This window comes from Ramlibacter sp. bp-362, from assembly GCF_054956735.1.
In genome coordinates this window covers 1-23013 of sequence record NZ_JBUDXE010000006.1, presented here as the reverse complement: position 1 = coordinate 23013, position 23013 = coordinate 1, and the positions used below count along the sequence as shown (strand labels likewise).

Genomic DNA, 23013 nt, shown 5'->3' with positions numbered 1-23013 from the left:
CTAGAGCTTGAACTCCGCGATCAGCGGCAGGTGGTCGGACATCTGGCCCCAGATGCGACCGCGCGGGATCTCCAGGCCAGAGGGCTTCAGGCCGCGGGCGTAGGCGAAGTCGAGCTGCGTGAGGGGCAGGCGCGAGGGATAGGTGAGCGCGCGCTCGCCCACGAAGTCCTTGAAGCCCAGCTTGTTCAGCGCCGGCCGCAGCTTCGCGCCCCAGTCGTTGAAGTCGCCGGCGATCACCACCGGCGCCTTGCGCGGGATCTCGCGCTGGATGTACAGCCCCAGTTGCTCGATCTGGCGCACGCGGCTGGCCGCGATCAGCCCCAGGTGCAGCACGATCACGTGCACGTCGCGCCGGCCCACCTGCACCTGCACGTGCAGCAGGCCGCGCTGCTCGAAGCGGTGGTCGGACATGTCCTCGTGGCCCTGCGACACGACGGGCCAGCGTGACAGCAGCGCGTTGCCGTGCTCGCCGTGGCGCGTCCTCGCGTTGGTCTGGTAGACGGCGAAGTAGCCTTCCGGGCACAGGAACTCGGCCTGCGGCAGCTCGGGCCAGCGCTTGAAGTACAGCTGCTCGCGCCGGTGCAGCTTGCGCACTTCCTGCAGGCAGACGATGTCGGCATCGAGCTGCTCCACGGCGTGGCCGAGGTTGTGGATCTCCAGCCGCCGTACCGGGCCGAGCCCCTGCACTCCCTTGTGGATGTTGTAGGTGGCAACCCGCAGGACCGTCATGCCATGAATTCTGGCAGCATCAGGATCGCTTCGGCGTTGGATGGCGAGAAGCAGGCATCGGCCGCCTGCCGCCACGGCAGCCAGCGGTACGCCGTGTGCTCGCGCGGGTTGAGGGTGACCGGCGTGCCGGCCGGCACGCACAGGCCGAACACGTGCTCGGTGTTGCGCGTCACCCCCGGCGCGTAGCGGTGCAGCCAGCGCGGGTAGATGTCGTAGACGTTCTCGAGCTGCCAGTCCGTGAGGGTGCCGCCGGCGCAGGCGATGCCGGTTTCCTCGGCCACCTCCCGCACCGCCGTCTGCTCGAAGGTCTCGTCCTCGCGGTCCTTGGCCCCCGTGACCGACTGCCAGAACTCCGGCGCATCGGCCCGGTTGATCAGCAGGACGTCCAGCGCGGGCGTGTGGATGACGACCAGGACGGATTGGGGGATCTTGAAGGGCTTGGCGGCCACCCTCCGAGAATACCGCCGTCAGGCCGGCGTCGGATTCCGCAGCCGGATGTGCAGTTCGCGCAGCTGCTTTTCGTCGACCGGGCCGGGCGCCTGGGTCAGCAGGTCCTGGGCGCGCTGGGTCTTGGGGAAGGCGATCACGTCGCGCAGGGACTCGGCGCCCGTCATCAGCATCACGAAGCGGTCCAGGCCGATGGCGATGCCGCCGTGCGGGGGCGCGCCGTACTGCAGCGCGTCCAGCAGGAAGCCGAACTTCGCCTGCGCCTCCTCGGCGTCGATCTTCAGCGCGCGGAACACCTTGCTCTGCACGTCCTCGCGGTGGATACGGACGGAACCGCCGCCGAGCTCGATGCCGTTGAGCACCGCGTCGTAGGCCTTGGCGAGGCAGCGGCCCGGGTCGGTCTCCAGCCAGTCCTCGTGGCCGTCCTTCGGCGAGGTGAAGGGGTGGTGCACCGCGTTCCAGCGCTGCGCGTCGTCGTCGAACTCGAACATCGGGAAGTCCACCACCCACAGCGGCTTCCATTCGCCTTCCAGCAGGCCGTTGGCCTGGCCGAACTCGCTGTGGCCCACCTTCACGCGCAGCGCGCCGATGGCGTCGTTGACCACCTTGGCCTTGTCGGCGCCGAAGAACACCAGGTCACCGTCCTGCGCGCCCGTGCGCTGCAGGATCTCCGCGATGGCGCGGTCGTGCAGGTTCTTGACGATGGGCGACTGCAGGCCCTCGCGGCCCTTCGCCGCCTCGTTGACCTTGATCCAGGCGAGGCCCTTGGCCCCGTAGATCTTGACGAACTCGCCGTAGCCGTCGATCTCGCCGCGGCTCAGGCCGGCGCCGCCCGGCACGCGCAGGCCCACCACGCGGCCGTCGGCCTGGTTGGCCGGGCCGGAGAAGACCTTGAAGTCGACGTCCTTCATGACGTCGGTGAGCTCGGTGAACTCCAGCTTCACGCGCAGGTCCGGCTTGTCGGAGCCGTACAGGCGCATCGCGTCGGCGTGCTTCATCACCGGGAAGGCGGGCAGGTCGACGTCGATCACGTTGCGGAAGGTGCTGCGGATCATGCCCTCGAACATGGTCCGGATCTCCTCCTCCGTCATGAAGGACGTCTCCACGTCGATCTGCGTGAACTCGGGCTGGCGGTCGGCGCGCAGGTCCTCGTCGCGGAAGCACTTGGTGATCTGGTAGTAGCGGTCGAAGCCGGCCACCATCAGCAGCTGCTTGAACAGCTGCGGCGACTGCGGCAGCGCGAAGAACATGCCGTCGTGCACGCGCGAGGGCACGAGGTAGTCGCGCGCGCCTTCCGGCGTGGACTTCGTGAGCATCGGCGTCTCGATGTCGATGAAGCCGTTGGCGTCGAGGAACTTGCGCACCTCCATCGTCACCCGGTAGCGCAGCATCAGGTTCTTCTGCATGTACGGGCGGCGCAGGTCCAGCACGCGGTGCTGCAGGCGCGTCGTCTCCGACAGGTTCTCGTCGTCCAGCTGGAAGGGCGGCGTGACCGAGGGGTTCAGCACCTTCAGTTCCTGGCACAGCACCTCGATCCTGCCGCTCTTGAGGCCCTCGTTCACGGTGCCCTCCGGACGCGCGCGCACCACGCCCTTGACCTGGATGCAGAACTCGTTGCGCAGGCCCTCGGCCGTCTTGAACATCTCCGGGCGGTCGGGGTCGCACACGACCTGCACGTAGCCTTCGCGGTCGCGCAGGTCCACGAAGATCACGCCGCCGTGGTCGCGCCGGCGGTTCACCCACCCGCACAGGGTGACGGTCTGGCCCAGGAGGGCCTCGGTCACGAGGCCGCAATAGGTGGAACGCATGGATTGGGACATGGAAAAACCTTCACTTGGAGGCGCCGCCGCCGGCGCGCCTCAGGCTCTGTTGCCGGGGGAGACGACGCCCATCGAGACCACGTACTTCAGGGCCTCGTCGACGCTCATCTTCAGTTCGATGCAGTCGCTCTTGCGCAGCATCACGAAATAGCCGCCCGTGGGGTTGGGCGTGGTGGGAACGTACACGCTGACGTATTCCTCGCCGCGCAGGTAGGTGGTGACGTCGCCGCCGGGCGTGCCGGTCACGAAGGCGATGGTCCACACGTCCGCGCGGGGCCACTGCACCAGCACCGCCGTGCGGAAGGCGTTGCCGCTCTCCGAGAACAGCGTGTCGGAGACCTGCTTCACGCTGGAGTAGATGGACCGCACCACCGGGATGCGGGTGACCACGCGGTCGCCCAGGTGCACCAGCTTCTTGCCGACGAAGTTGCTGGCGACGGCGCCCACCAGCAGCAGGATGCCGAGCGTCAGCAGCACGCCGAAACCGGGGATGTGGAAGCCGATCAGGCGATCGGGCTGCCAGGCCTCCGGCAGGATGAGCAGCGTCTGGTCCAGCGTCTCGATGATCCAGCGCAGCACGGCGACCGTGATGGCCACCGGAACGATGACGAGCAGCCCCGCCAGCAGCCATTTGCGCAGGGCAGCCATCAGGTGCTCAGTGGCAGGCGCAGGACGCGCCGCAGCCGCCGGCCGACGCGCTCGGGGCGTCGCTCTTGGGCGCCGCGGGCGCGCTGTCGCCCTTGCTCTCGGCGGGCTTGTCGCCGGCCGGCTTCTCGCCGCCGGACTTCTCGGCGGAGGAGGACGAGGAACCGCCGTTGCTGTTGCCGCCGCGGAAGTCCGTGACGTACCAGCCGGAACCCTTCAGCTGGAAGCCGGCGGCGGTGATCTGCTTGGTGAACGTGTCGGCACCGCAGGCGGGGCAGGCCGTCAGCGGCGCATCGGAAACCTTCTGCAGGACGTCCTTGGCGTGGCCGCAGGATCCGCATTTGTAGGCGTAGATGGGCATGGCTGTGTCAGGTGGGCACCGTGGGGTGCAAAGCCCTCAATTATAGGCGGGGGCCCCGTTCTCAAGCCACGCGGGGGTTCTCCCCCCGTTTTCAGGCCATGGAACCGCCGGCGGTGCTGCCCTCGAAGTGGTGCACGTGCCCGGTGTGGTTCGCCACCCACTGGGGCGCCAGCGAGCCGGCCACCATGCCGCCCAGGCTGGCCAGCAGGCCCGCCAGCTGCTGCGGGAAGGCCTCGGCCAGGGCCGGGGACGCCATGAAGAACATCCAGGTGCCCAGCCCCAGGACCACCGCGGCCAGCGCGCCCTGCGTCGTCGCCCGCTTCCAGTACAGGCCGAACACCAGCGGGATGAAGGCGCCCACCAGCGGCACCTGGTAGGCGCCGGAGACCAGTTCGTAGATGGACGTGCCCTGCATGCTGATCGCGTACACGAGCACCAGCACCGTGAAGCCCACCACCGTGATGCGCATCGCCTTCAGGGTCTGCGCGTCGCTCATGCCCGGGCGGATGTTGCGCAGGATGTTCTCCACGAAGGTGGTGCTGGGCGCCAGCAGGGTCGCCGAGGCCGTGGACATGATGGCCGACAGGAGCGCGCCGAAGAACGCGACCTGCAGGAACAGCGGCATGTGCGTCATCACCAGCGTGGGCAGGATCTTCTGCGGGTCGTCCTGCAGCATCCTGCCGCCCTCGGTGCCCATGACCATCACCGCGGCGGTCACGATGAACATCGGCACGGCCGCGAACAGGAAGTAGAGCGTGCCGCCGATCACCGGGCCGCGCACGGCGGTGGGGGCGTCCTTGGCGGACATCACGCGCTGGAACACGTCCTGCTGCGGGATCGAGCCGAGCATCATGGTGATGCCGGCGGCGAAGAAGAACAGCCAGGCGTGGCCGTCGCCGCCCTCGGGGAAGAAGCGGAACTTGCCCTCGCGCGAGGCGTAGTCGACCACCTGCCCGGCGCCGCCGGCGAGGTCCGCCGCGAACCAGGCGATCGCCAGCAGGCCCAGCACGATGACGATCATCTGCACGAAGTCGGTGAGCGCGACCGACCACATGCCGCCGAACAGCGTGTAGACCAGCACGATGGCCGTGCCGATGAACATGCCGCCGATGACCGAGACGGTCTCGGGCATCAGGAGGTGGAACACGAGGCCGAGCGCCGTGACCTGCGCGGCCACCCAGCCCAGGTAGCTGATCAGGATGACCACGGAGCAGATGATCTCGATGGTGCGGCCGAAGCGCTGGCGGTAGTAGTCGCCCAGCGTGATCAGGTTGCGCTGGTAGAGGCGATAGGCGAAGAAGAGGCCCACCAGCACCAGGCACATGGAGGCGCCGAACGGGTCTTCCACCACCTCGCCGAGGTTGCCGGCGACGAAGCGCGCCGGGATGCCCAGCACGGTCTCGGAGCCGAACCAGGTGGCGAAGGTGGTCGCCACCACCACGGCCAGCGGCAGCCGGCGGCCGGCCACGGCGTAGTCCGCCGTGTTGCTCACGTGCGTCGCGGCGTACAGGCCGATGGCGATCGAGGCCAGCAGGTACAGGACGATGAAGCCGATCAACATCGAGGCTCTCCCGGGATTGAAGTGCTGGGGCGGGCTGGCGCCCGCGAACTGCCGAGCATTATGGGGGAACTGCGGCTCAGAACAACTGGACGCGGACCAGGAGCTGCATCGCGATCAAGCCCAGCGCGAAGCCGATCGCACCATAGATGATTCCCTGCAACAGGCGGTTGGTGCGCTTCAGTTCGCCGATCAATTCGTCCGCATCGCGCTGCAGGATGCCGCGCTCGCGCCGCAGGTAGCGGTGCACCAGGTGCGGCAGCTCCGGCAGGATCTTGGCGTAGCGCGGCGCCTGCGCGCGCAGCTCCTGCCACAGCTTCTGCGGGCCGATCTGGTCCAGCATCCAGCGTTCCAGGAAGGGCTTGGCCGTGTTCCACAGGTCCAGCTCGGGATCGAGCTGGCGCCCCAGGCCCTCGATGTTCAGCAGCGTCTTCTGCAGCAGCACCAGTTGCGGCTGGATCTCCACGTTGAAGCGGCGCGAGGTCTGGAACAGCCGCATCAGCACCATGCCCAGCGAGATCTCCCGCAGCGGCCGGTCGAAGTACGGCTCGCACACCGTGCGCACGGCGGCCTCCAGTTCGTCCACGCGCGTGCCGGGCGGCACCCAGCCCGATTCGATGTGCAGTTCGGCGACGCGCTTGTAGTCGCGCCGGAAGAAGGCGGTGAAGTTCTGCGCCAGGTAGTCCTTGTCGAACTCCGTGAGCGTGCCGATGATGCCGAAGTCCAGCGAGATGTAGCGGCCGAAGGTCCCCGGCTCCAGGCTCACCTGGATGTTGCCGGGGTGCATGTCGGCGTGGAAGAAGCCGTCGCGGAACACCTGGGTGAAGAAGATCGTGACGCCGTCGCGCGCGAGCTGCCGCAGGTCCACGCCGGCGGCGCGCAGGCGCTCGGTCTGGCCGATCGGGACGCCCCGCATGCGCTCCATCACGATCACTTCCGGGTGCACGAAGTCCCAGTACATCTCCGGGATCAGCACCAGGTGCAGGCTGGCCATGTTGCGCCGCAGCTGCGCCGCGTTGGCGGCCTCGCGCACGAGGTCCAGCTCGTCATGCAGGTACTTGTCGAACTCGGCGACCACCTCGCGCGGCTTCAGGCGCCGCGCGTCGACCCAGAGCTTCTCGACCCAGCGCGCCATCATGCGCATCAGGTCGAGGTCCTTCTCGATGACGCTCAGCATGCCCGGGCGCAGCACCTTCACCGCCACTTCCTTCACCTCGCCGTTGCGCAGCCGCACGGTGGCGAAATGCACCTGCGCGATCGAGGCGCTGGCCACCGGCTCGCGCTCGAAGCTCTCGAACACGGCATTGAGCGGCCGGCGGAAGGCGCGCTCGATGGTCGCGACGGCCACCTCCGTCGGGAACGGCGGGACGCGGTCCTGCAGCAGGGCGAGCTCGTCGGCGATGTCGGGCGGCAGCAGGTCGCGCCGCGTCGACAGCACCTGCCCGAACTTCACGAAGATCGGGCCCAGGTGCTCCAGCGCCCGGCGCAGGCGCTGGCCGCGCGGGGCGTCGATGTGGCGGCGGCGGCCGATCGTGATGATCCGGGCCAGCCCGCGCAGCCGGAAGCCGGAGAGCGCCAGCTCGTCCAGTCCGTAGCGCAGGATCACCCAGAGGATGACGATGCCGCGCAGGGTGCGCGTCATCCGCCGGCCTGCCCGGGTGGCGTGCCCGGCGCCGGCGACGGGGCCGGAGCGGCGGCCGGGCCGCGCGCGGCGAACTGCCGCAGGGCGTCCGCCATCCGGCGCAGGACGCCGGCCATGGCGTGGGCCGGCGCGTCGCCGACCAGGCGCGCGAGGTCTTCCTCGAGGTCCCAGCGGACGTGGTCCACCAGCCACTGCACCTCGGCGGCCAGCTGCACGTCGCCGGCGATGGTCACGGGCGGCTTGTCGCCCCGCAGGGCGGCCTGGGCCAGCGACCAGGGCGACTCCTCGGTCAGCGTCAGCGTGAGGTCCGGGATCTGGGTGATCGGCCCCAGGTCCAGCAGCCCGGCCGGCGTGGCGACCAGGCGCACGCTGAAGTGGCGCCAGTGCGCCTCCACCAGCCGGCCCGCCTGGCGCTTGAGGCGCGCCTGCGCTTCCGGTTCCTGCTGCAGCACGTGATTGAGCAGCAGCACCAGCCGGCGCTGCAATTCCTCCACCAGCCAGGGCGGCGGCTGCAGGGCCTGCCCGACGCGGTCGAACAGCTGGTCGAAGAAGGAAGCGGGAGACGGTGTCGTCATCCCGCGATTATGGCCTCGGGCCTTACTGCAAGGCCTGCACGCCGGCTACGAGCCACCCGGCGGAACCATCCTTCGGCTTGACCATGTTCCAGACCTCGCGGAAGGGGCTGGGGCCGGCGGAGGGTTCCTCGCGGATCATCCCGGAGAACTCGACGCTGGCCATGTACTCGGTGTCGAGCTCCTCGATGCCGAGCAGCTGCGCCTCCAGCATCACCACGTCGGTCTTCTGGCCGTCCGGCGCCGGTTCGCGGTCGCGCTCGGCCATCTGGCCGCGGATCTCCTGCAGCATCCCGTCGGTCATCATGCTGCGCAGCGTGGCCGTGTCGGAGCGGTCCCAGGCGTCCTGCAGCGTCACGAAGTTGCGCTTGGCCGCCTTCAGGAAGCCCTCGGTGTCGAAGCCCGCCGGCACGCCCCAGTTCTGCGAGCCGCGCAGCGCGTCGCCGGCCAGGCCGGAGCCGATGCGCACGCCGGTGTCCGGCTGGTGCATGGTGTCGAAGCCGCTTTCCCAGGGCCGCGCCGAGGCGTCGTTGCCCACCTTCTGCGGGTTGTACTGGCGCGGCGACAGCGGCGCATCGGCGCTCAGGCCGCTGTTCTGGTACGCGTAACCTGCGGTGGCCGGTTGCTGGCGGCGGCGCAGCGTGCCGATGACCATCAGCACCACCAGGCCGACCAGCAGGAGCAGCAGCACGTTGGCGAAGCCGGGCCCGAAGCCAAGCGCATGCGCCAGCGCGGCCAGGCCCAGTCCGGCGGCGAGGCCGCCCAGCATGCCGCCCCAGCGGCTGCGCTGCGGCTGCGCCGCGGGCGTGGCCGGCGTCGCCTGGGGCGCCGTGCTGCGCTGCGCGTTGGCGGGCGCCGTGGGCGTGGCGGGCGGCAGGCTCTGGCGCTGCGTCACGTTGGGGGACATGCGGCCGATGGAGCCGCCGCCACCGAGCCGGCGCGCGGCTTCCGCTTCGAAGGCGCCGAAGGCGAGCACGGCGGCGAGGAGGACGGTCCAGTATTTCATTGCTTGCTCCTGTGCGGCTCCAGATGCGGCCTCAACACTTGATTGCAACATGCAGCGCGGCGACGCCGGCGCTGAGGTTGTGGTAGTCCACGTGGCCGAAGCCGCACTGGCGCATCATCGCCTTCAGTTCCTCCTGGCCCGGGTGCATGCGGATCGACTCGGCGAGGTAGCGGTAGCTGGCCTCGTCGCCGGCCACCAGCCGCCCGAGCCGGGGCAGCACATTGAACGAATACCAGTCGTAGGCCTTCTGCAGCGGCCGCGCGACCTTCGAGAACTCCAGCACCAGCAGCTTGCCGCCCGGCTTGAGCACCCGGTGCATTTCCGCCAGCGCCCCGTCCTTGTGCGTCATGTTGCGCAGCCCGAAGCCGACGCTGACGCGGTCGAAGCTCGCGCTGGCGAAGGGCAGTTTCTCCGCGTCGCACACGACGGTCGGCAGGACGACGCCGGCATCGAGCAGCCGGTCGCGTCCGACGCGCAGCATGGAGGCGTTGATGTCGCTGTGCACCACCAGCCCCTGGCTGCCCACCTTGCGGGCGAAGGCCTGGGCGAGGTCGCCGGTGCCGCCCGCGATGTCCAGCACGCGCTGGCCCGGCCGCAGGTCGGCGGCCAGCACCGTGTACGCCTTCCAGGCGCGGTGCAGGCCCAGGGACATGATGTCGTTCATCAGGTCGTAGCGCGGCGCCACGGAGTCGAACACGCCGCGCACGCGCCGCGCCTTCTCGCGCTCGTCGACGGACTGGTAGCCGAAATGCGTCTGTGCCATCGCGGACCTCAGTGGCCGCAGCCGTGGCCGTGCCCGTGTCCATGGCCCGCGGCGGCCATCGGCGCGTCGCGGTCCACGCCGGCTTCCGCCAGGCGCCGCTCGTAGTCCTGCCACAGCTCGCCCTGCTGCGAACCGAGGAAGTACAGGTAGTCCCAGGAGAAGATGCCGCTGTCGTGCCCGTCCGAGAAGGTCGGCTTGACGGCATAGTTGCCCACCGGCTCCAGCGAGACGATGTCGACCTCGCGCTTGCCCGTCTGCAGGATCTCCTGGCCGGGGCCGTGGCCCTGCACCTCCGCCGAGGGCGAGTAGATGCGCATCAGCTCGAAGGGGATGCGGAAGGTGGACCCGTCGGAAAAACCGACCTCCAGCACGCGCGAACGCCCGTGCAGGGTGATGGATTCGGGAGAAGGTGTCTCGTTGCGCAGGCCGGCCATGGGGCCAGTTTAAGCGCACTGCGCGTTCAGAATCGTATGGAAACGCTGACGTAGATGCGGTCGTCGCCTCTTTTGGGCGCGTCGGAGTTCTGCGAGAGCGGCACGCGGCTGCCCTTCACGATCACGCCGTAGTCCACCGAGGCCCCGAAGTTGCCGCTGGCGTAGCGCATGCCCACGCCGACGCTGGCGAGCCGGTCGGACGAGGGGTTCGCCAGGCCGTCGGGCTTGTTGTTGCGGAGATACCCGGCGTCGACGAAGCCCAGCACGCGCATGCCCGGCGCGACCTCCGGCGTCATCGCTTCCAGGCTCGCGGACAGGCCCTTGTCGCCGGTGATGGGCCGCTCGATCTCGGTGCCGCGCACCGAGCCCAGGCCGCCCAGGCCGAACTGCTCGCCCGCGATGAGCACGTCGGGGCTGAACTGCCAGGCGCCGCGCGCCGCCCACAGCCAGGCGCTCCCCAGCAGCGGCGCCGTGTAGCTGGCCGTGCCGCGCAGGGCCTTCCAGTGGACGGTGTCGATGCGGGCGTCCTCGCTGCGGTAGGAGGCCAGGTCGTTGTTCGATCCCCAGCCTGTGTTCCACGCGAGGGCCGTGCTGTAGCCCCACACGGCGGCGTCGGTCTCGGTGCGCGCCGTGTAGCCGATGCTGACCGGCACGCTGCGCCGGTCGCGCTGGCCGAAGGAGACGCCGTTGAGCAGCGCCTCCTCGAACAGCTTGTTCTCGATGCCGGCCGTGACGTAGCTGCGGCGGCCGCCCTGCGGCGGCAGGTACATCGTGTAGTCGAGGCCGAAGGTGTGGCCGGCGCCCGTGCTGGTGAAGGCGCCGAAGTCGCCCACCACGTCCGAGCGGGTGTAGGTCGCGCCGAGCACCCCGCCCAGCGCGTACAGCGGGATCTTGTAGGCCAGGCCCAGCTGCTTGACGTCGTCGGTGCGCTCGAACGAGGTCGTGTAGGCGCCGATGAACTGGTGGTCGCGGTTGAACAGGTTGGTGTGGCCGGCCGTCACGGTGAAGCGGTCGTGCCCGGACGAATCGGAGCCGGCGTTGGAGAGCGACGCGCCCACGGTCCAGGGCCGCTGCTCGCGCACCGTGATGGTGGCGTCGATGCGGTCCGGCTGCTCCGACTCGCGCAGGCCCACCTGCACCTGCTTGTTGGGGTTCTCGTTGGCGATCGCCGTCTGGATCGCGAGCGTCTTGAAGTTGGGGCTCTCGCCCTCGCGCAGTTCCGGCAGCGTGCGGCGGATGTTCTCCTCGTCGTAGATCTGCCGGCCCTCGATGGCGACCTGGCCGATCGTGAACTTGACGATGTCCAGCCGGACCGTGCTGCCCACTTCCTGCGGCGGCAGCGCCACCCGGTGCAGGCCGAAGCCGCGGGCGCGCAGCTCCGCCTCGAGCGCGGCCGTGGCGTGCTGCAGCGTCTCGATGGTGGCGTCCGGCCGCACGAAGGGGGCGAGGACGCGCTGGGCGGCGGCGTCGCCGATCGGGTTCTCACCCTCGATGCGGAAGCCGCGGATGGGGAACACGGCCGCGGCGGCCGGCTTCGCCATGGGCGGGGTCGCGGGCGGGCTGGGCGCCTGCGCCTGCGCGGCGGCGGGACCGGCACACACCAGGCAGGCCAGCAGGACGGGCCGCGTTCGCCGCGGCAGGGCAGAGCCGTTCATGTTTCTGTCGCCCGCTCGTTCTTGTGGAGCGGGCATTCTGGCGTGGAGCGAACAAATTGTCACTTCCTCCGGATGCAGGAGGCGAGGAGCAGACCGAATGAACATCCGGACGCAAAGGTCGCAAAGGTTTCGCAAAAGTCGCAAAGCAGACCAGGAATTCGTTTTGCGGCTTTTGCGTAGTTTTTGCGACCTTTGCGTCCGGCTGTCCGCATTCACCCGGCCCTCCCGCGCGCGGGAGAGGGAGAAGTCACTTGCAGACCTCGCTGCTGCGGATGCCCGTTTCGCCGAGGATGCTGGTGAGCAGCGGGTTCCTGGAGGTGGGCAGCGGGATCTTGTCGAAGTCCAGGAACTTCGGGATCTCCAGGGGACGCGCCGTCTCGCCGTTCAGGCCGGCGAAGCCGGCTTCGCCCTTGCCGAGGTGCAGCACCTCGCCAGCGGTGGCGATCTCGATGTGGCCGTCGCGCACGAACACGAAGAGGCCCTCGGCCGCGTCGGACACGCTGGTTTCGGCGAACAGCTTGGGCGGCACCTCGACCTGGTCGGGCCGCGGCGTGTCCATGGACGGCTGGTTGTTGATCTGCTGGACCGGGCCCACGGCCGGGATGAACAGGCCCTGGCCGGCCTGCAGCACCTCCAGCGCCGTCTGTCCGGTCTGCCCCACCTCGATCGCGCCCAGCCAGGTCCACAGCGTCAGGCCGGTGCCCGGGTCGCCCGGTTCGCCGGCGCAGGGGCCGGTGCAGGCGACGTCGAAGCCGGTGCCGCGGATGCCGATGGTGGCGGTGGCCGTGCTGAAGCCGACGTTGCGGTTGTTCGCCTTGGCGATCAGGCCGGTGAGCGCCCGCACCGTGCCCCGCAGGATGGAGGCGAGGAAGCGGCCTTCCCCGGCATTGCCGTTGTCGTAGACGAAGTTGTCGAGCCGGAAGCGCGTCTGCGAGCCCAGCGTGATGCGGCTGTCGTCGCGGAAGGCGAGCACGCCCTGGGCGCCGCGCGCCGTCTCGACGATGTCGCCGGGATAGACGCTGCCGCCCTCGACCAGGCGGCGGCGCTGGCCGGCGCCGTCCACCGCGTGGATCTCGCCGCGCACGTTCACCAGCTTGGCGCTGGCCTGCACGGCATTGGGCCGCGCGGCCTCCTGGATCCGGCTGGATTCCTGCGCGCACTCGCCGCTGCACAGGCGGGCGTCGAAGTCGGTGCCGCGGATCCCGATGGTGGCGGTGTTGGTCTGCACGCGCGCGGCGTCGGGCGAGGCCTTGGAGATCAGGCCGGTCACGGCCCGGAAGCCGCCGCGCACCAGCTGCATCAGGAAGCTGTTGTCGGGCGCGTTCTCCCGGAACTGGTAGTGCTGCAGCACCAGCTCGGAGTTGGGCCGCAGGGTCATGCGGGTGCCGTCCTGCAGCTTGATGATCGCGGAGGCGCCCTCGGACGTGGTGAGCCGGTCGCCTTCCTTCAGGGCCAGGCCCTTGCCCAGGGTGCGCGGCGTCTCGCCGGGGGTCTGGGCGAAGCCGACGCCGCGGGCGAATTCCACCTCGCCGGCGGACTGGGCGCGCGCGGGGAAGGCCGCCAGCAGCAGGGCGGCCATGGCCAGCGACGCGAGCCAGTGCGATCGGGGCGGAGCGGCGAACATGGGCGAACCTCCGGTAACCGGCGTTGCAACCGGAATCTTCGACTCCCCGGGTTTATACACGGTCACCGCCGGCGGCGAACCTGCCCTTCGGAGGAGGGCCGGACGGGCGTCGTGCGGGATTTCACGACGCCACCCGATTTTCAGGCGCCGCGCGGCAGCGCCGAAAGCAGGGCTTTCTCCAATGCCGGCAGGCGGTCCGCCAGCTCCCGCAGGCGGGCGGGATCGGGCGCGCGCTCCGGCGGCGCCCAGACGGCGCCGGGGAAGTGGCTGTCCCAGTCGAAGCGCGCGATGACGTGCCAGTGCAGGTGGGGCACGGCGTTGCCCAGGGAAGCGAGGTTCACCTTCGCGGGCTGCAGGTGCCGCAGCAGGGCCTGCTCGATCGTCACCAGCACGTCGGTCAGTTCCTGCCGGTCGGAGCGCGCCAGCTGGGAGAACTCGCGCACGTGGTCCTGCCAGACCACGCGGTAGAAGGCCGGGAAGCCGGGTTCGTCGGCGTGGACCAGGCGCCAGCGGGGGGTCTGCAGCAACACCCGCCCGCCGGGACCGCCGCACAGGGCGCAGCCGGGCTGCTTCATACCAGCACCCGCTCGATGCCGCCGTCGTTGGCGGCCTTGACGTACTGCTGCAGCCAGTCGGGCCCCAGGATCTTGCTGGCCATCTCGATCACGATGTAGTCGGCTTCCAGCAGCCCGTTCTGCAGGTCGTGGCGGTAGCGGTGCATGCCCTGCAGGCAGCTCGGGCAGCTGGTCAGGATCTTGATGTTGTCCTTCTCGCCCACGGCGCCCGAGGCGCGCAGCGCGGCCTCGTCCTTGCGCAGCTCCTCCTCCTTGCGGAAGCGCACCTGCGTCGCGATGTCGGGGCGGGTGACGCCGAAGGTGCCCGACTCGCCGCAGCAGCGCTCGGACTTGCGCACGTTGTCGCCCAGCAGCGCCTTCACGGTGAGCATCGGGTCCTGCAGCTTCATGGGCGTGTGGCAGGGGTCGTGGAACAGGTAGCCGCCTGCGTTCTCCAGCCGGATGCCCTTTTCCAGCAGGTACTCGTGGATGTCGATGATCCGGCAGCCGGGGAAGATCTTGTCGAACTCGTAGCCCTGCAGCTGGTCATAGCAGGTGCCGCAGGAGACCACCACCGTCTTGATGTCCAGGTAGTTCAGCGTGTTGGCCACCCGGTGGAACAGCACCCGGTTGTCGGTGATCATCTTCTCGGCCTTGTCGAACTGGCCGGAGCCGCGCTGCGGGTAGCCGCAGCAGATGTAGCCGGGCGGCAGCACCGTCTGCACGCCGGCGTGCCACAGCATCGCCTGCGTGGCCAGGCCCACCTGCGAGAACAGGCGCTCGGAGCCGCAGCCCGGGAAGTAGAAGACGGCCTCGGTCTCGGCGGTGGTCGCCTTCGGGTCGCGGATGATCGGGACGTACTCCTTGTCCTCGATGTCCAGCAGCGCCCGGGCCGTGCGGTTCGGCAGGCCGCCGGGCAGCTTCTTGTTGACGAAGTGGATCACCTGCTCCTTCACCGGGGCGGCGAAGTGCGTCTCGGGCGGGCGCTTCACCTGCAGGTGGGCGAAGCCGCGCAGCACCGTGTTGCCCAGCCGCTGCGCCTTGAAGCCCAGGCCCACCATGCCCGCGCGGATCGCCTTGATCGCCTGCGGGCTGGTCGCGTTGAGCATCAGCATGGCGGCGGCGTTGCCGGGACGGAAGCTCTTCTGCCCCATCTTGCGCAGCAGGTTGCGCATGTTCATCGACACGTCGCCGAAGTCGATCTTCACCGGGCAGGGGTTCACGCACTTGTGGCAGACCGTGCAGTGGTCGGCGACGTCCTCGAACTCCTCCCAGTGCTTGATGGAGACGCCGCGGCGCGTCTGCTCCTCGTAGAGGAAGGCCTCCACCAACAGCGAGGTCGCGAGGATCTTGTTGCGCGGGCTGTACAGCAGGTTGGCGCGCGGCACGTGGGTCGCGCACACCGGCTTGCACTTGCCGCAGCGCAGGCAGTCCTTGACGGAATCGGCGATCGCGCCGATGTCGGACTGCTGCATGATGATCGACTCGTGCCCCATCAGCCCGAAGGACGGCGTGTAGGCGTTGGTGAGGTCGGCGTACACCGAGGTGTCGGCGTCCACGCCGCCGGCCCTGGAGGGGCGCAGCAGCTTGCCCTTGTTGAAGCGGCCTTCCGGGTCGACCTTCTGCTTGTACTCGGCGAAGGGCGCGATCTCCTCGTCCGAGAGGAATTCCAGCTTGGTGATGCCGATGCCGTGCTCGCCCGAGATCACGCCGTCCAGCGAGCGCGCCAGCGCCATGATGCGCTTCACCGCCTCGTGCGCCGTCTGCAGCATCGCGTAGTCGTCGCTGTTGACGGGGATGTTGGTGTGCACGTTGCCGTCGCCCGCGTGCATGTGCAGCGCCACCCACACGCGGCCCTTGAGCACGCGCTGGTGGATCGCGTTCGCCTCGAACAGGATGGGCGCGAAGGCGTTGCCGGAGAAGATCGCGGCCAGCGGCGCGCGGATCTGCGTCTTCCAGCTGGCGCGCAGGCTGTGGTCCTGCAGCTGCGGGAACAGCGCGTCGACGTTGGCCAGCCAGTGCTGCCACTGCGCGCGCACGTCGCGCACCAGCGCCAGCGCCTGCTGCACGCGGTCCTCCAGCAGTTCCGCCGAGGGGATCTCGCCGGCGTCGTCCTGCTTGCCCAGGGGCAGGCGCCCGCGCGAGAAGAACAGCTCCAGTTCGTCGGCCAGGCGGATCTTGTTGCGCAGCGACAGCTCGATGTTGATGCGCTCGATGCCCTCGGTGTACTCCGCCATGCGCGGCAGCGGGATCACCACGTCCTCGTTGATCTTGAAGGCGTTGGTGTGCTTGCTGATCGCGGCCGTGCGCTTGCGGTCCAGCCAGAATTTCTTGCGCGCTTCCGGGCTGATGGCGACGAAGCCCTCGCCGCTGCGGGAATTGGCGAGCCGCACCACCTCGGAGGCGGCGCGCGCGACGGCGTCGGCGTCGTCGCCGGCGATGTCGCCCACCAGCACCATCTTGGGCAGGCCGCCGCGCCTGGACTTGGTGGCGTAGCCGACGGCGCGGAGATACCGGTCGTCCAGGTGTTCCAGGCCCGCCAGCACGGTGCCCGTGCGGCGCTGCTCGGCGAACATGAAGTCCTTGATCTCCACGATGCTCGGCACGGCGTCGCGCGCGTTGCCGAAGAACTCCAGGCAGACCGTGCGCGTGTGCTGCGGCATGCGGTGCACGACCCAGCGCGCGCTGGTGATCAGGCCGTCGCAGCCTTCCTTCTGGATGCCGGGCAGGCCCGAGAGGAACTTGTCGGTGACGTCCTTGCCCAGGCCTTCCTTGCGGAAGCGCGCGCCCGGGATCTCCAGGCGCTCGGTGCGCACCGGCCTGGTCCAGTCGATCCGCGGGGCGGCGTCGAAGTACCGCAGCTCGAAGCTCGCCACCGGCGCGTCGTGGATCTTGCCCAGGTTGTGGTCCAGCCGGACCACCTCCAGCCACTGCGCGTCGGGCGTCACCATGCGCCAGGAGACCAGGTTGTCGAGCGCCGTGCCCCACAACACCGCCTTCTTGCCGCCGGCGTTCATCGCGATGTTGCCGCCGATGCAGGAGGCTTCGGCCGAAGTCGGGTCCACCGCGAACACGAAGCCGGCGCGCTCGGCGGCATCGGACACGCGCTGCGTGACGACGCCCGCCTCGGTCCAGATCGTGGGCACCGGCTCCGCATGGCCGGGGATCGCGAAGCGCTCCACCTCGGTCATGGACTCGAGCTTCTCGGTGTTGATCACCGCGCTCTTCCACGTGAGCGGGATGGCGCCGCCGGTGTAGCCCGTGCCGCCGCCGCGCGGGATGATGGTCAGTCCCAGCTCGATGCAGCCCTTCACGAGGCCCGCCATCTCCGCCTCGGTGTCGGGCGTCAGCACCACGAAGGGATATTCCACGCGCCAGTCGGTCGCGTCGGTGACATGCGAGACGCGCGAGAGGCCGTCGAACTTGATATTGTCCTTCGCCGTGTAGCGGCGCAGCAGGCGCTGGGCGCGCGAGCGCAGGGCCGCCGTCTCGGCGAAGGCGCTGTCGAAGTGGTGCACGGCCGCCTGGGCCGCCTCCAGCAGTTCGCCCACGAGGCCGTCGCGCTGGGCATCGGCCTGCGGTTCGCGGCGCTTCTCGATCTCGGCGAGGCGGTGGTGCAGGGCCTCGACCAGCAGCTTGCGCCGCCGGGGGTTGTCCAGCAGGTCGTCCTGCAGGTAGGGATTGCGCTGCACGACCCAGATGTCGCCCAGCACTTCGTAGAGCATGCGGGCCGAGCGGCCGGTGCGGCGCTCCTCGCGCAGGCGGTTCAGGACGTCCCAGGCATGCGAGCCGAGCACCCGGATCACGATCTCGCGGTCCGAGAAGGAGGTGTAGTTGTAGGGAATCTCGCGCAGGCGCGGCGCGTCGCCGTCCACCGCAGCCATCAGTTGTTCGAGTGTCGTGGGCGCGTTCATCTGGTCAGGGCAATGTCAGCCAAGGAAGGCGCGTGGGCGGAGCGGCTGAAAAGGGATGTTACCGCAGTGCAGCATGGCCTTGCGCCGCGTCATGGGAAACCCGCTTGCTGGGCCGCGGAGGCCGACTGTCTAATCCGCGTCACACCGAAGACCGTAGAGTTACGGCTTTTCGTCATCGTCAACAGGAGTCATCGATGAAATCCAAGCTTTCCGCGCTGGCGCTGGCCGCCGCCGCATTCGCCGCCTTCCCGGCGCATGCGCAGACCGAGATCCAGTGGTGGCACTCCATGGGCGGCGCCCTGGGCGAGTGGGTCAACGACCTTGCCAAGGAGTTCAACGCCAGCCAGAAGGACTACAAGGTGGTGCCCACCTTCAAGGGCAGCTACACCGAGTCGATGACGGCCGGCATCGCCGCCTTCCGCGCCGGCAACGCGCCCAACCTGATCCAGGTGTTCGAGGTGGGCACGGCCACGATGATGGCGTCCAAGGGCGCGATCGTGCCGGTGGCGCAGGTGATGAAGCAGGCCGGCCTGAAGTTCGACCCGTCGGTGTACGTGCCGGCCGTGGCGGGCTACTACACCGCGCCGAACGGGCAGATGCTCAGCTTCCCGTTCAACAGCTCCACGCCCGTCTTCCACTACAACAAGGACGCCTTCCGCGCCGCCGGCCTCGACCCTGAGAAGCCGCCGAAGACCTGGCCCGAAGTGGCGCTGGCCGCGGCCAAGCTGAAGGCCTCGGGCCACAAGTGCCCGTTCACCACCAGCTGGATCAGCTGGACGCAGCTGGAGAGCTTCTCGGCCTGGCACAACGTGCTGTTCGCCACGAAGAACAACGGCTTCGGCGGCCTGGACACGCGCCTGGCCTTCAACAGCCCGCTGCACGTGCGCCACATCGAGAACCTGGCGAACATGGCCAAGAGCGGCCTGTTCGTCTACAAGGGCCGCGACAACAAGGCCGACGCGACCTTCGTGTCAGGTGAATGCGCGATGGCCACCGGCTCCTCGGCGCTCGCCGGCAGCGTGAAGCGCAACAGCAAGTTCGACTACGGCATCAGCACCCTGCCCTACTACCCGGACGTCCCGGGCGCGCCGCAGAACACCGTGATCGGCGGCGCCAGCCTGTGGGTCATGTCCGGCAAGACGCCCGAGGAATACAAGGGCGTGGCGAAGTTCCTGGCCTTCCTGTCGCAGCCCGAAGTGGCCGCGGCCAGCCACCAGCGCACCGGCTACCTGCCCGTGACCAAGGCCTCGTTCGAACTGACCGAGAAGTCCGGCTTCTACAAGAAGAACCCGGGCTACGACGTCTCCGTGAACCAGATGATCCGCAAGACCACCGACAAGTCGCGCGGCGTGCGCCTGGGCAACTTCGTCCAGATCCGCACCATCATCGACGAGGAACTCGAGGGCGTGTGGCAGGGCAGCAAGCAGCCCAAGGAAGCCCTGGACAACGCGGTTCGCCGCGGCAACGAGCAGCTCGAGCGCTTCCAGCGCGCGAACAAGGGCTGATCGCTCCCCCGTCATTCCCGCGCAGGCGGGAACCCAGGGCTCCCGCATTGAAGAAGACCCCGCGCCGCGGGGTCTTTCTTTGAAAGCCCTGGGTCCCCGCCTCCGCGGGGATGACGAGGCAGGAGTCGCGGGGATGACGAAGCGGGGATGACGACAACAACCTGACACAATACGCGCCCATGGAGAAGAGGGTCCTGTTCAAGTCGGCGTGGCTGCCGTGGGTGTTGATCGCGCCGCAGATGGCCATCATCCTGGTGTTCTTCTTCTGGCCCGCGGGCCAGGCGCTGTACCAGAGCCTGTTGCAGGAGGACGCCTTCGGCGCCACGCGCGAGTTCGTGGGCATGGCGAACTTCCGGCGCCTGTTCACCGATCCGGGCTACCTCGATTCCTTCCGCATCACGGGCATCTTCTCGGTCCTGGTCGCCGTCGGCGGCCTGGCGATCTCGCTGCTGCTGGCCGTCATGGCGAACCGCGTCGTGCGCGCCTCGGGCCTGTACAAGACGCTGCTGATCTGGCCGTACGCGGTGGCGCCCGTCGTCGCCGGCGTGCTGTGGCTGATGATGTTCGCCTCGCCCTACGGCACGGTCCGCTACGCCCTGATCCAGATGGGTTTCGAGTGGAACCACGTGCTCAACGGCCGGCACGCCATGGCGCTGATCGTCATGGCCGCCATCTGGAAGCACATCTCGTACAACTTCCTGTTCTTCCTGGCCGGCCTGCAGTCCATCCCGCAGTCGCTGATCGAGGCGGCCACCATCGACGGAGCCTCGCCCTGGAAGCGCTTCTGGAGCATCGTGTTCCCCCTGCTGTCGCCCACCACGTTCTTCCTGCTGGTGATCAACGTGGTGTATTCGTTCTTCGAGACCTTCGCCATCGTGGACGCGGCCACCAGCGGCGGCCCGGGCAAGGACACCTCGATCCTGGTCTACAAGGTCTACTACGACGGCTTCAAGGCCATGGACATCAACGGCTCGGCCGCGCAGTCCGTGGTGCTGATGGTGATCGTCGTCGCGCTGACGGTGATCCAATTCCGCTTCGTCGAGAAGAAGGTGCACTACTAGAAGAATCATGATCGAGCGCCGACCCATCCTCGACCTCGTCTCCCACGCGATCCTGATCGTGGGGGTGATCGTCATCTGCTTCCCGATCTACATGACCTTCATCGGGTCCACGCAGACGGCGGAGCAGATCTCGTCCAGCAACCCGATCTCGCTGCTGCCCGGCAGCAACATCGTCGAGAGCTACCGCTTCGCGCTGTTCGGCGGCAAGACGCACGCCGGCGCGACCGTCGCCCCCGCGCTGCCGATGATGGGCATCAGCCTGGCCAGCGCGCTGATCATCGCCATCGGCAAGATCGCGATCTCGATCCTGTCCGCCTTCGCGATCGTCTACTTCCGCTTCCCGGCCAAGAGCCTCGTGTTCTGGATGGTGTTCGTCACGCTGATGCTGCCGGTGGAGGTGCGCATCGGCCCGACCTACGAGGTGATCTCCGACCTGCACATGCTCAACTCGATGGCGGGCCTGACGGTGCCGCTGATCGCGTCGGCCACCGCCACCTTCCTGTTCCGGCAGTTCTTCCTGACCGTGCCGGACGAACTGGTGGAGGCCGCCCGCATGGACGGCGCGGGGCCCATGCGCTTCTTCAAGGACGTGCTGCTGCCGCTGTCCAAGACCTCGATGGCGGCGCTGTTCGTCATCCAGTTCATCTACGGCTGGAACCAGTACCTCTGGCCCCTGCTGGTGACCACCGACGAGCGCATGTACCCGATCGTGATGGGCATCAAGCGGCTGATCTCCGGCGAGGTCTACATCGAATGGAACGTGGTGATGGCCACGGCCATCCTGGCCATGGTGCCGCCGGCGATCGTGGTGATCCTGATGCAGAAGTGGTTCGTCAAGGGCCTGGTGGATACGGAAAAGTAAATGGCTGCAATCTCCCTCCGCAACGTCGTCAAGAAGTACGGCACCGGCAAGCAGGCGCTGCAGGTGATCCACGGCATCGACGCCGAGATCACCGACCGCGAGTTCATCGTCATCGTCGGTCCTTCGGGCTGCGGCAAGTCCACGCTGCTGCGCATGGTCGCCGGGCTGGAGGAAATCAGCGGCGGCGAGATCGCGATCGGCAACCGCGTGGTGAACCAGCTGGAGCCGGCCGAGCGCGACATCGCCATGGTCTTCCAGAACTACGCGCTGTACCCGCACATGAGCGTGTTCGAGAACATGGCCTACGGCCTGAAGATCCGCAAGGTGCCCGCCGCCGAGATCAAGGCGCGCGTGGACAAGGCCGCCGGCATCCTGGAACTCTCCCACCTGCTGGACCGCAAGCCGCGCCAGCTCTCCGGCGGCCAGCGCCAGCGCGTCGCGATGGGCCGCGCGATCGTGCGCCAGCCGCAGGTCTTCCTGTTCGACGAGCCGCTGTCCAACCTGGACGCGAAGCTGCGCGCGCAGACCCGCCTGGAGATCCAGAAGCTGCACCGCGAGCTGGGCATCACGTCGCTGTTCGTCACGCACGACCAGGTGGAGGCCATGACGCTGGCCGAACGCATGATCGTGATGAACGCCGGCAACATGGAGCAGTTCGGCACGCCGGAGGAGGTCTACCACCGCCCGGCCACCACCTTCGTGGCGAGCTTCATCGGCTCGCCGCCCATGAACCTGCTGAAGGACGTGCAGGGCGGCCGCGACGGCACGATCACCGGCATCCGCCCCGAGCACCTGGACGTGACGGACAGCGGCTGGGAAGTCCGCACCGAGACGGTGGAGATGCTGGGCGCCGAGCGCCTGGTTTATGGCCGGCTCAATGGCGAGCAGATCATCGTGCGCATCGAGGAACACCAGCGCGCGCCGCGCGCCGACGAGGTGATCCGCGTCAAGCCGCGCGAGGACCGCCTGCACTGGTTCGACGCCGGCAGCGGCAAGAGGATCGCGGCGTGAAGCACTGGCCCTACCCGCGCTGGATCGCGCATCGCGGCGCGGGGCACCTGGCGCCGGAGAACACGCTGGCCGCCTTCCGCTTCGGCGCGGAGCACGGCTACCGCATGATCGAGTGCGACGTGAAGCTCTCGGCCGACGGCGTGCCCTTCCTGATGCACGACGCCGCGCTGGAGCGCACGACCAACGGCATCGGCCTGGGCGGCGACCAGCCCTGGGGCCAGCTGGCGCTGCTGGACGCCGGCAGCTGGCATTCGCGCCGTTACGCGGGCGAGCCGCTCCCCAGCTTCGAGAACGCGGCGCGCTGGTGCCTCGCCAACGGCGTGTTCCTGAACATCGAGATCAAGCCGACGCCGGGGCAGGAAGCGCCCACCGGCAAGGTGGTGGCCGACTACGCGGCGCGGATCTGGCGGGGGCAGGACGTGCCGCCGCTGCTGACGTCGTTCCGGCCGGAGTCGCTGCAGGCCGCGCAAGCGGCGCAGCCGCAGCTGCCGCGCGGGTTGCTGCTGGATACGCTGTGGGAGGGCTGCTGGGACGTCGCGCAGAGGCTTGCCTGCGTGGCGGTGGTGTGCAATCACGCGCTGTGGGACAGCGGGACGGTCGCGAAGGCGAAGGGCTTGGGGTTGCGGTGCCTGAGCTATACCGTGAATGACGAGTGGGCGGCGGAGCGGCTGGTCGCGCTCGGGACCGACGGCATCATCACGGATCGGGTGGATCTGTTCGCGCCTGCGTGAGGTGCTGGGGTTCGCCTGCGGCTCACCGCCAGCCTACGGTGGCGGTGGCGGTGGCGGTGGCGGTGGCGGTGGCGGTGGCGGTGGCGGTGGCGGTGGCGGTGGCGGTGGCGGTGGCGGTG

At 68.9% G+C, this 23013-nt stretch carries 20 protein-coding genes; 5 read left to right on the top strand and 15 right to left on the bottom strand.

Features of this window, described 5'->3' with window-relative positions:
* The 15 genes from ACY0MJ_RS09715 to ACY0MJ_RS09645 form a co-directional block, all read right to left on the bottom strand.
* Positions 1 to 729 carry an endonuclease/exonuclease/phosphatase family protein gene (locus ACY0MJ_RS09715; protein WP_462638212.1) on the bottom strand — a complete coding sequence of 243 codons (729 nt, stop codon included), beginning with the start codon at positions 727 to 729 and terminating at the stop codon, positions 1 to 3.
* Positions 726 to 1178, bottom strand: a complete 453-nt coding sequence (gene nudB, locus ACY0MJ_RS09710; protein WP_462638211.1) for a dihydroneopterin triphosphate diphosphatase — start codon at positions 1176 to 1178, stop codon at positions 726 to 728. Before nudB ends, ACY0MJ_RS09715 begins: the two co-directional genes overlap by 4 nt.
* A gap of 18 nt (positions 1179 to 1196) precedes the next feature.
* A complete protein-coding gene (aspS, locus tag ACY0MJ_RS09705) occupies positions 1197 to 2996 on the bottom strand; it encodes an aspartate--tRNA ligase (protein ID WP_462638210.1) in 1800 nt (599 codons plus the stop codon).
* Between the two features lie 39 nt (positions 2997 to 3035).
* Positions 3036 to 3644 (bottom strand): DUF502 domain-containing protein, encoded by a 609-nt coding sequence (locus ACY0MJ_RS09700; protein WP_462638209.1) that lies wholly within the window; start codon positions 3642 to 3644, stop codon positions 3036 to 3038.
* A gap of 7 nt (positions 3645 to 3651) precedes the next feature.
* On the bottom strand, positions 3652 to 4002 hold the full coding sequence (locus ACY0MJ_RS09695) for an FmdB family zinc ribbon protein (RefSeq protein ID WP_462638208.1): 351 nt from the start codon (positions 4000 to 4002) through the stop codon (positions 3652 to 3654).
* A gap of 91 nt (positions 4003 to 4093) precedes the next feature.
* Positions 4094 to 5563 carry a high affinity choline transporter 1 gene (locus ACY0MJ_RS09690; RefSeq protein WP_462638206.1) on the bottom strand — a complete coding sequence of 490 codons (1470 nt, stop codon included), beginning with the start codon at positions 5561 to 5563 and terminating at the stop codon, positions 4094 to 4096.
* A gap of 76 nt (positions 5564 to 5639) precedes the next feature.
* Positions 5640 to 7202: a ubiquinone biosynthesis regulatory protein kinase UbiB gene (ubiB, locus tag ACY0MJ_RS09685; RefSeq protein WP_462638205.1), complete on the bottom strand. Its 1563-nt coding sequence runs from the start codon at positions 7200 to 7202 to the stop codon at positions 5640 to 5642.
* Complete coding sequence (locus ACY0MJ_RS09680; RefSeq protein ID WP_462638204.1) at positions 7199 to 7777, bottom strand: hypothetical protein; 579 nt, start codon at positions 7775 to 7777, stop codon at positions 7199 to 7201. The genes ubiB and ACY0MJ_RS09680 overlap by 4 nt, the downstream gene beginning before the upstream one ends.
* Positions 7778 to 7799: 22 nt before the next feature.
* A complete protein-coding gene (locus ACY0MJ_RS09675) occupies positions 7800 to 8780 on the bottom strand; it encodes a Tim44 domain-containing protein (RefSeq protein WP_462638203.1) in 981 nt (326 codons plus the stop codon).
* A 31-nt stretch (positions 8781 to 8811) separates the two neighbouring features.
* Positions 8812 to 9543, bottom strand: coding sequence for a bifunctional demethylmenaquinone methyltransferase/2-methoxy-6-polyprenyl-1,4-benzoquinol methylase UbiE (ubiE, locus tag ACY0MJ_RS09670; RefSeq protein ID WP_462638202.1), 732 nt, complete (start codon positions 9541 to 9543; stop codon positions 8812 to 8814).
* 8 nt (positions 9544 to 9551) lie between these two features.
* A complete protein-coding gene (locus tag ACY0MJ_RS09665) occupies positions 9552 to 9977 on the bottom strand; it encodes a gamma-butyrobetaine hydroxylase family protein (protein ID WP_462638201.1) in 426 nt (141 codons plus the stop codon).
* A gap of 26 nt (positions 9978 to 10003) precedes the next feature.
* Positions 10004 to 11632: a ShlB/FhaC/HecB family hemolysin secretion/activation protein gene (locus ACY0MJ_RS09660; RefSeq protein WP_462638200.1), complete on the bottom strand. Its 1629-nt coding sequence runs from the start codon at positions 11630 to 11632 to the stop codon at positions 10004 to 10006.
* Positions 11633 to 11879: 247 nt separating this feature from the next.
* A complete protein-coding gene (locus ACY0MJ_RS09655; RefSeq protein ID WP_462638199.1) occupies positions 11880 to 13256 on the bottom strand; it encodes a FecR family protein in 1377 nt (458 codons plus the stop codon).
* Positions 13257 to 13396: 140 nt separating this feature from the next.
* Positions 13397 to 13831, bottom strand: a complete 435-nt coding sequence (locus ACY0MJ_RS09650; RefSeq protein WP_462638198.1) for an HIT family protein — start codon at positions 13829 to 13831, stop codon at positions 13397 to 13399.
* The gene (locus ACY0MJ_RS09645) at positions 13828 to 17724 is read right to left on the bottom strand and encodes a DUF3683 domain-containing protein (RefSeq protein WP_462638197.1); all 3897 of its coding nucleotides are present in this window, start codon (positions 17722 to 17724) and stop codon (positions 13828 to 13830) included. The genes ACY0MJ_RS09650 and ACY0MJ_RS09645 overlap by 4 nt, the downstream gene beginning before the upstream one ends.
* A gap of 194 nt (positions 17725 to 17918) precedes the next feature.
* On the opposite strand from ACY0MJ_RS09645, the gene ugpB reads away from it, so the two are divergent.
* From ugpB to ugpQ, 5 genes are all read left to right on the top strand, one after another.
* The gene (gene ugpB, locus ACY0MJ_RS09640; protein WP_462638196.1) at positions 17919 to 19229 is read left to right on the top strand and encodes a sn-glycerol-3-phosphate ABC transporter substrate-binding protein UgpB; all 1311 of its coding nucleotides are present in this window, start codon (positions 17919 to 17921) and stop codon (positions 19227 to 19229) included.
* A gap of 179 nt (positions 19230 to 19408) precedes the next feature.
* Positions 19409 to 20290 carry a sn-glycerol-3-phosphate ABC transporter permease UgpA gene (gene ugpA / locus ACY0MJ_RS09635; RefSeq protein ID WP_462638195.1) on the top strand — a complete coding sequence of 294 codons (882 nt, stop codon included), beginning with the start codon at positions 19409 to 19411 and terminating at the stop codon, positions 20288 to 20290.
* Between the two features lie 7 nt (positions 20291 to 20297).
* Positions 20298 to 21152, top strand: a complete 855-nt coding sequence (ugpE, locus tag ACY0MJ_RS09630) for a sn-glycerol-3-phosphate ABC transporter permease UgpE (RefSeq protein ID WP_462638194.1) — start codon at positions 20298 to 20300, stop codon at positions 21150 to 21152.
* Complete coding sequence (locus ACY0MJ_RS09625; protein WP_462638193.1) at positions 21153 to 22163, top strand: sn-glycerol-3-phosphate import ATP-binding protein UgpC; 1011 nt, start codon at positions 21153 to 21155, stop codon at positions 22161 to 22163.
* The gene (gene ugpQ / locus ACY0MJ_RS09620) at positions 22160 to 22894 is read left to right on the top strand and encodes a glycerophosphodiester phosphodiesterase (protein ID WP_462638192.1); all 735 of its coding nucleotides are present in this window, start codon (positions 22160 to 22162) and stop codon (positions 22892 to 22894) included. The genes ACY0MJ_RS09625 and ugpQ overlap by 4 nt, the downstream gene beginning before the upstream one ends.
* Positions 22895 to 23013 lie beyond the last annotated feature (119 nt).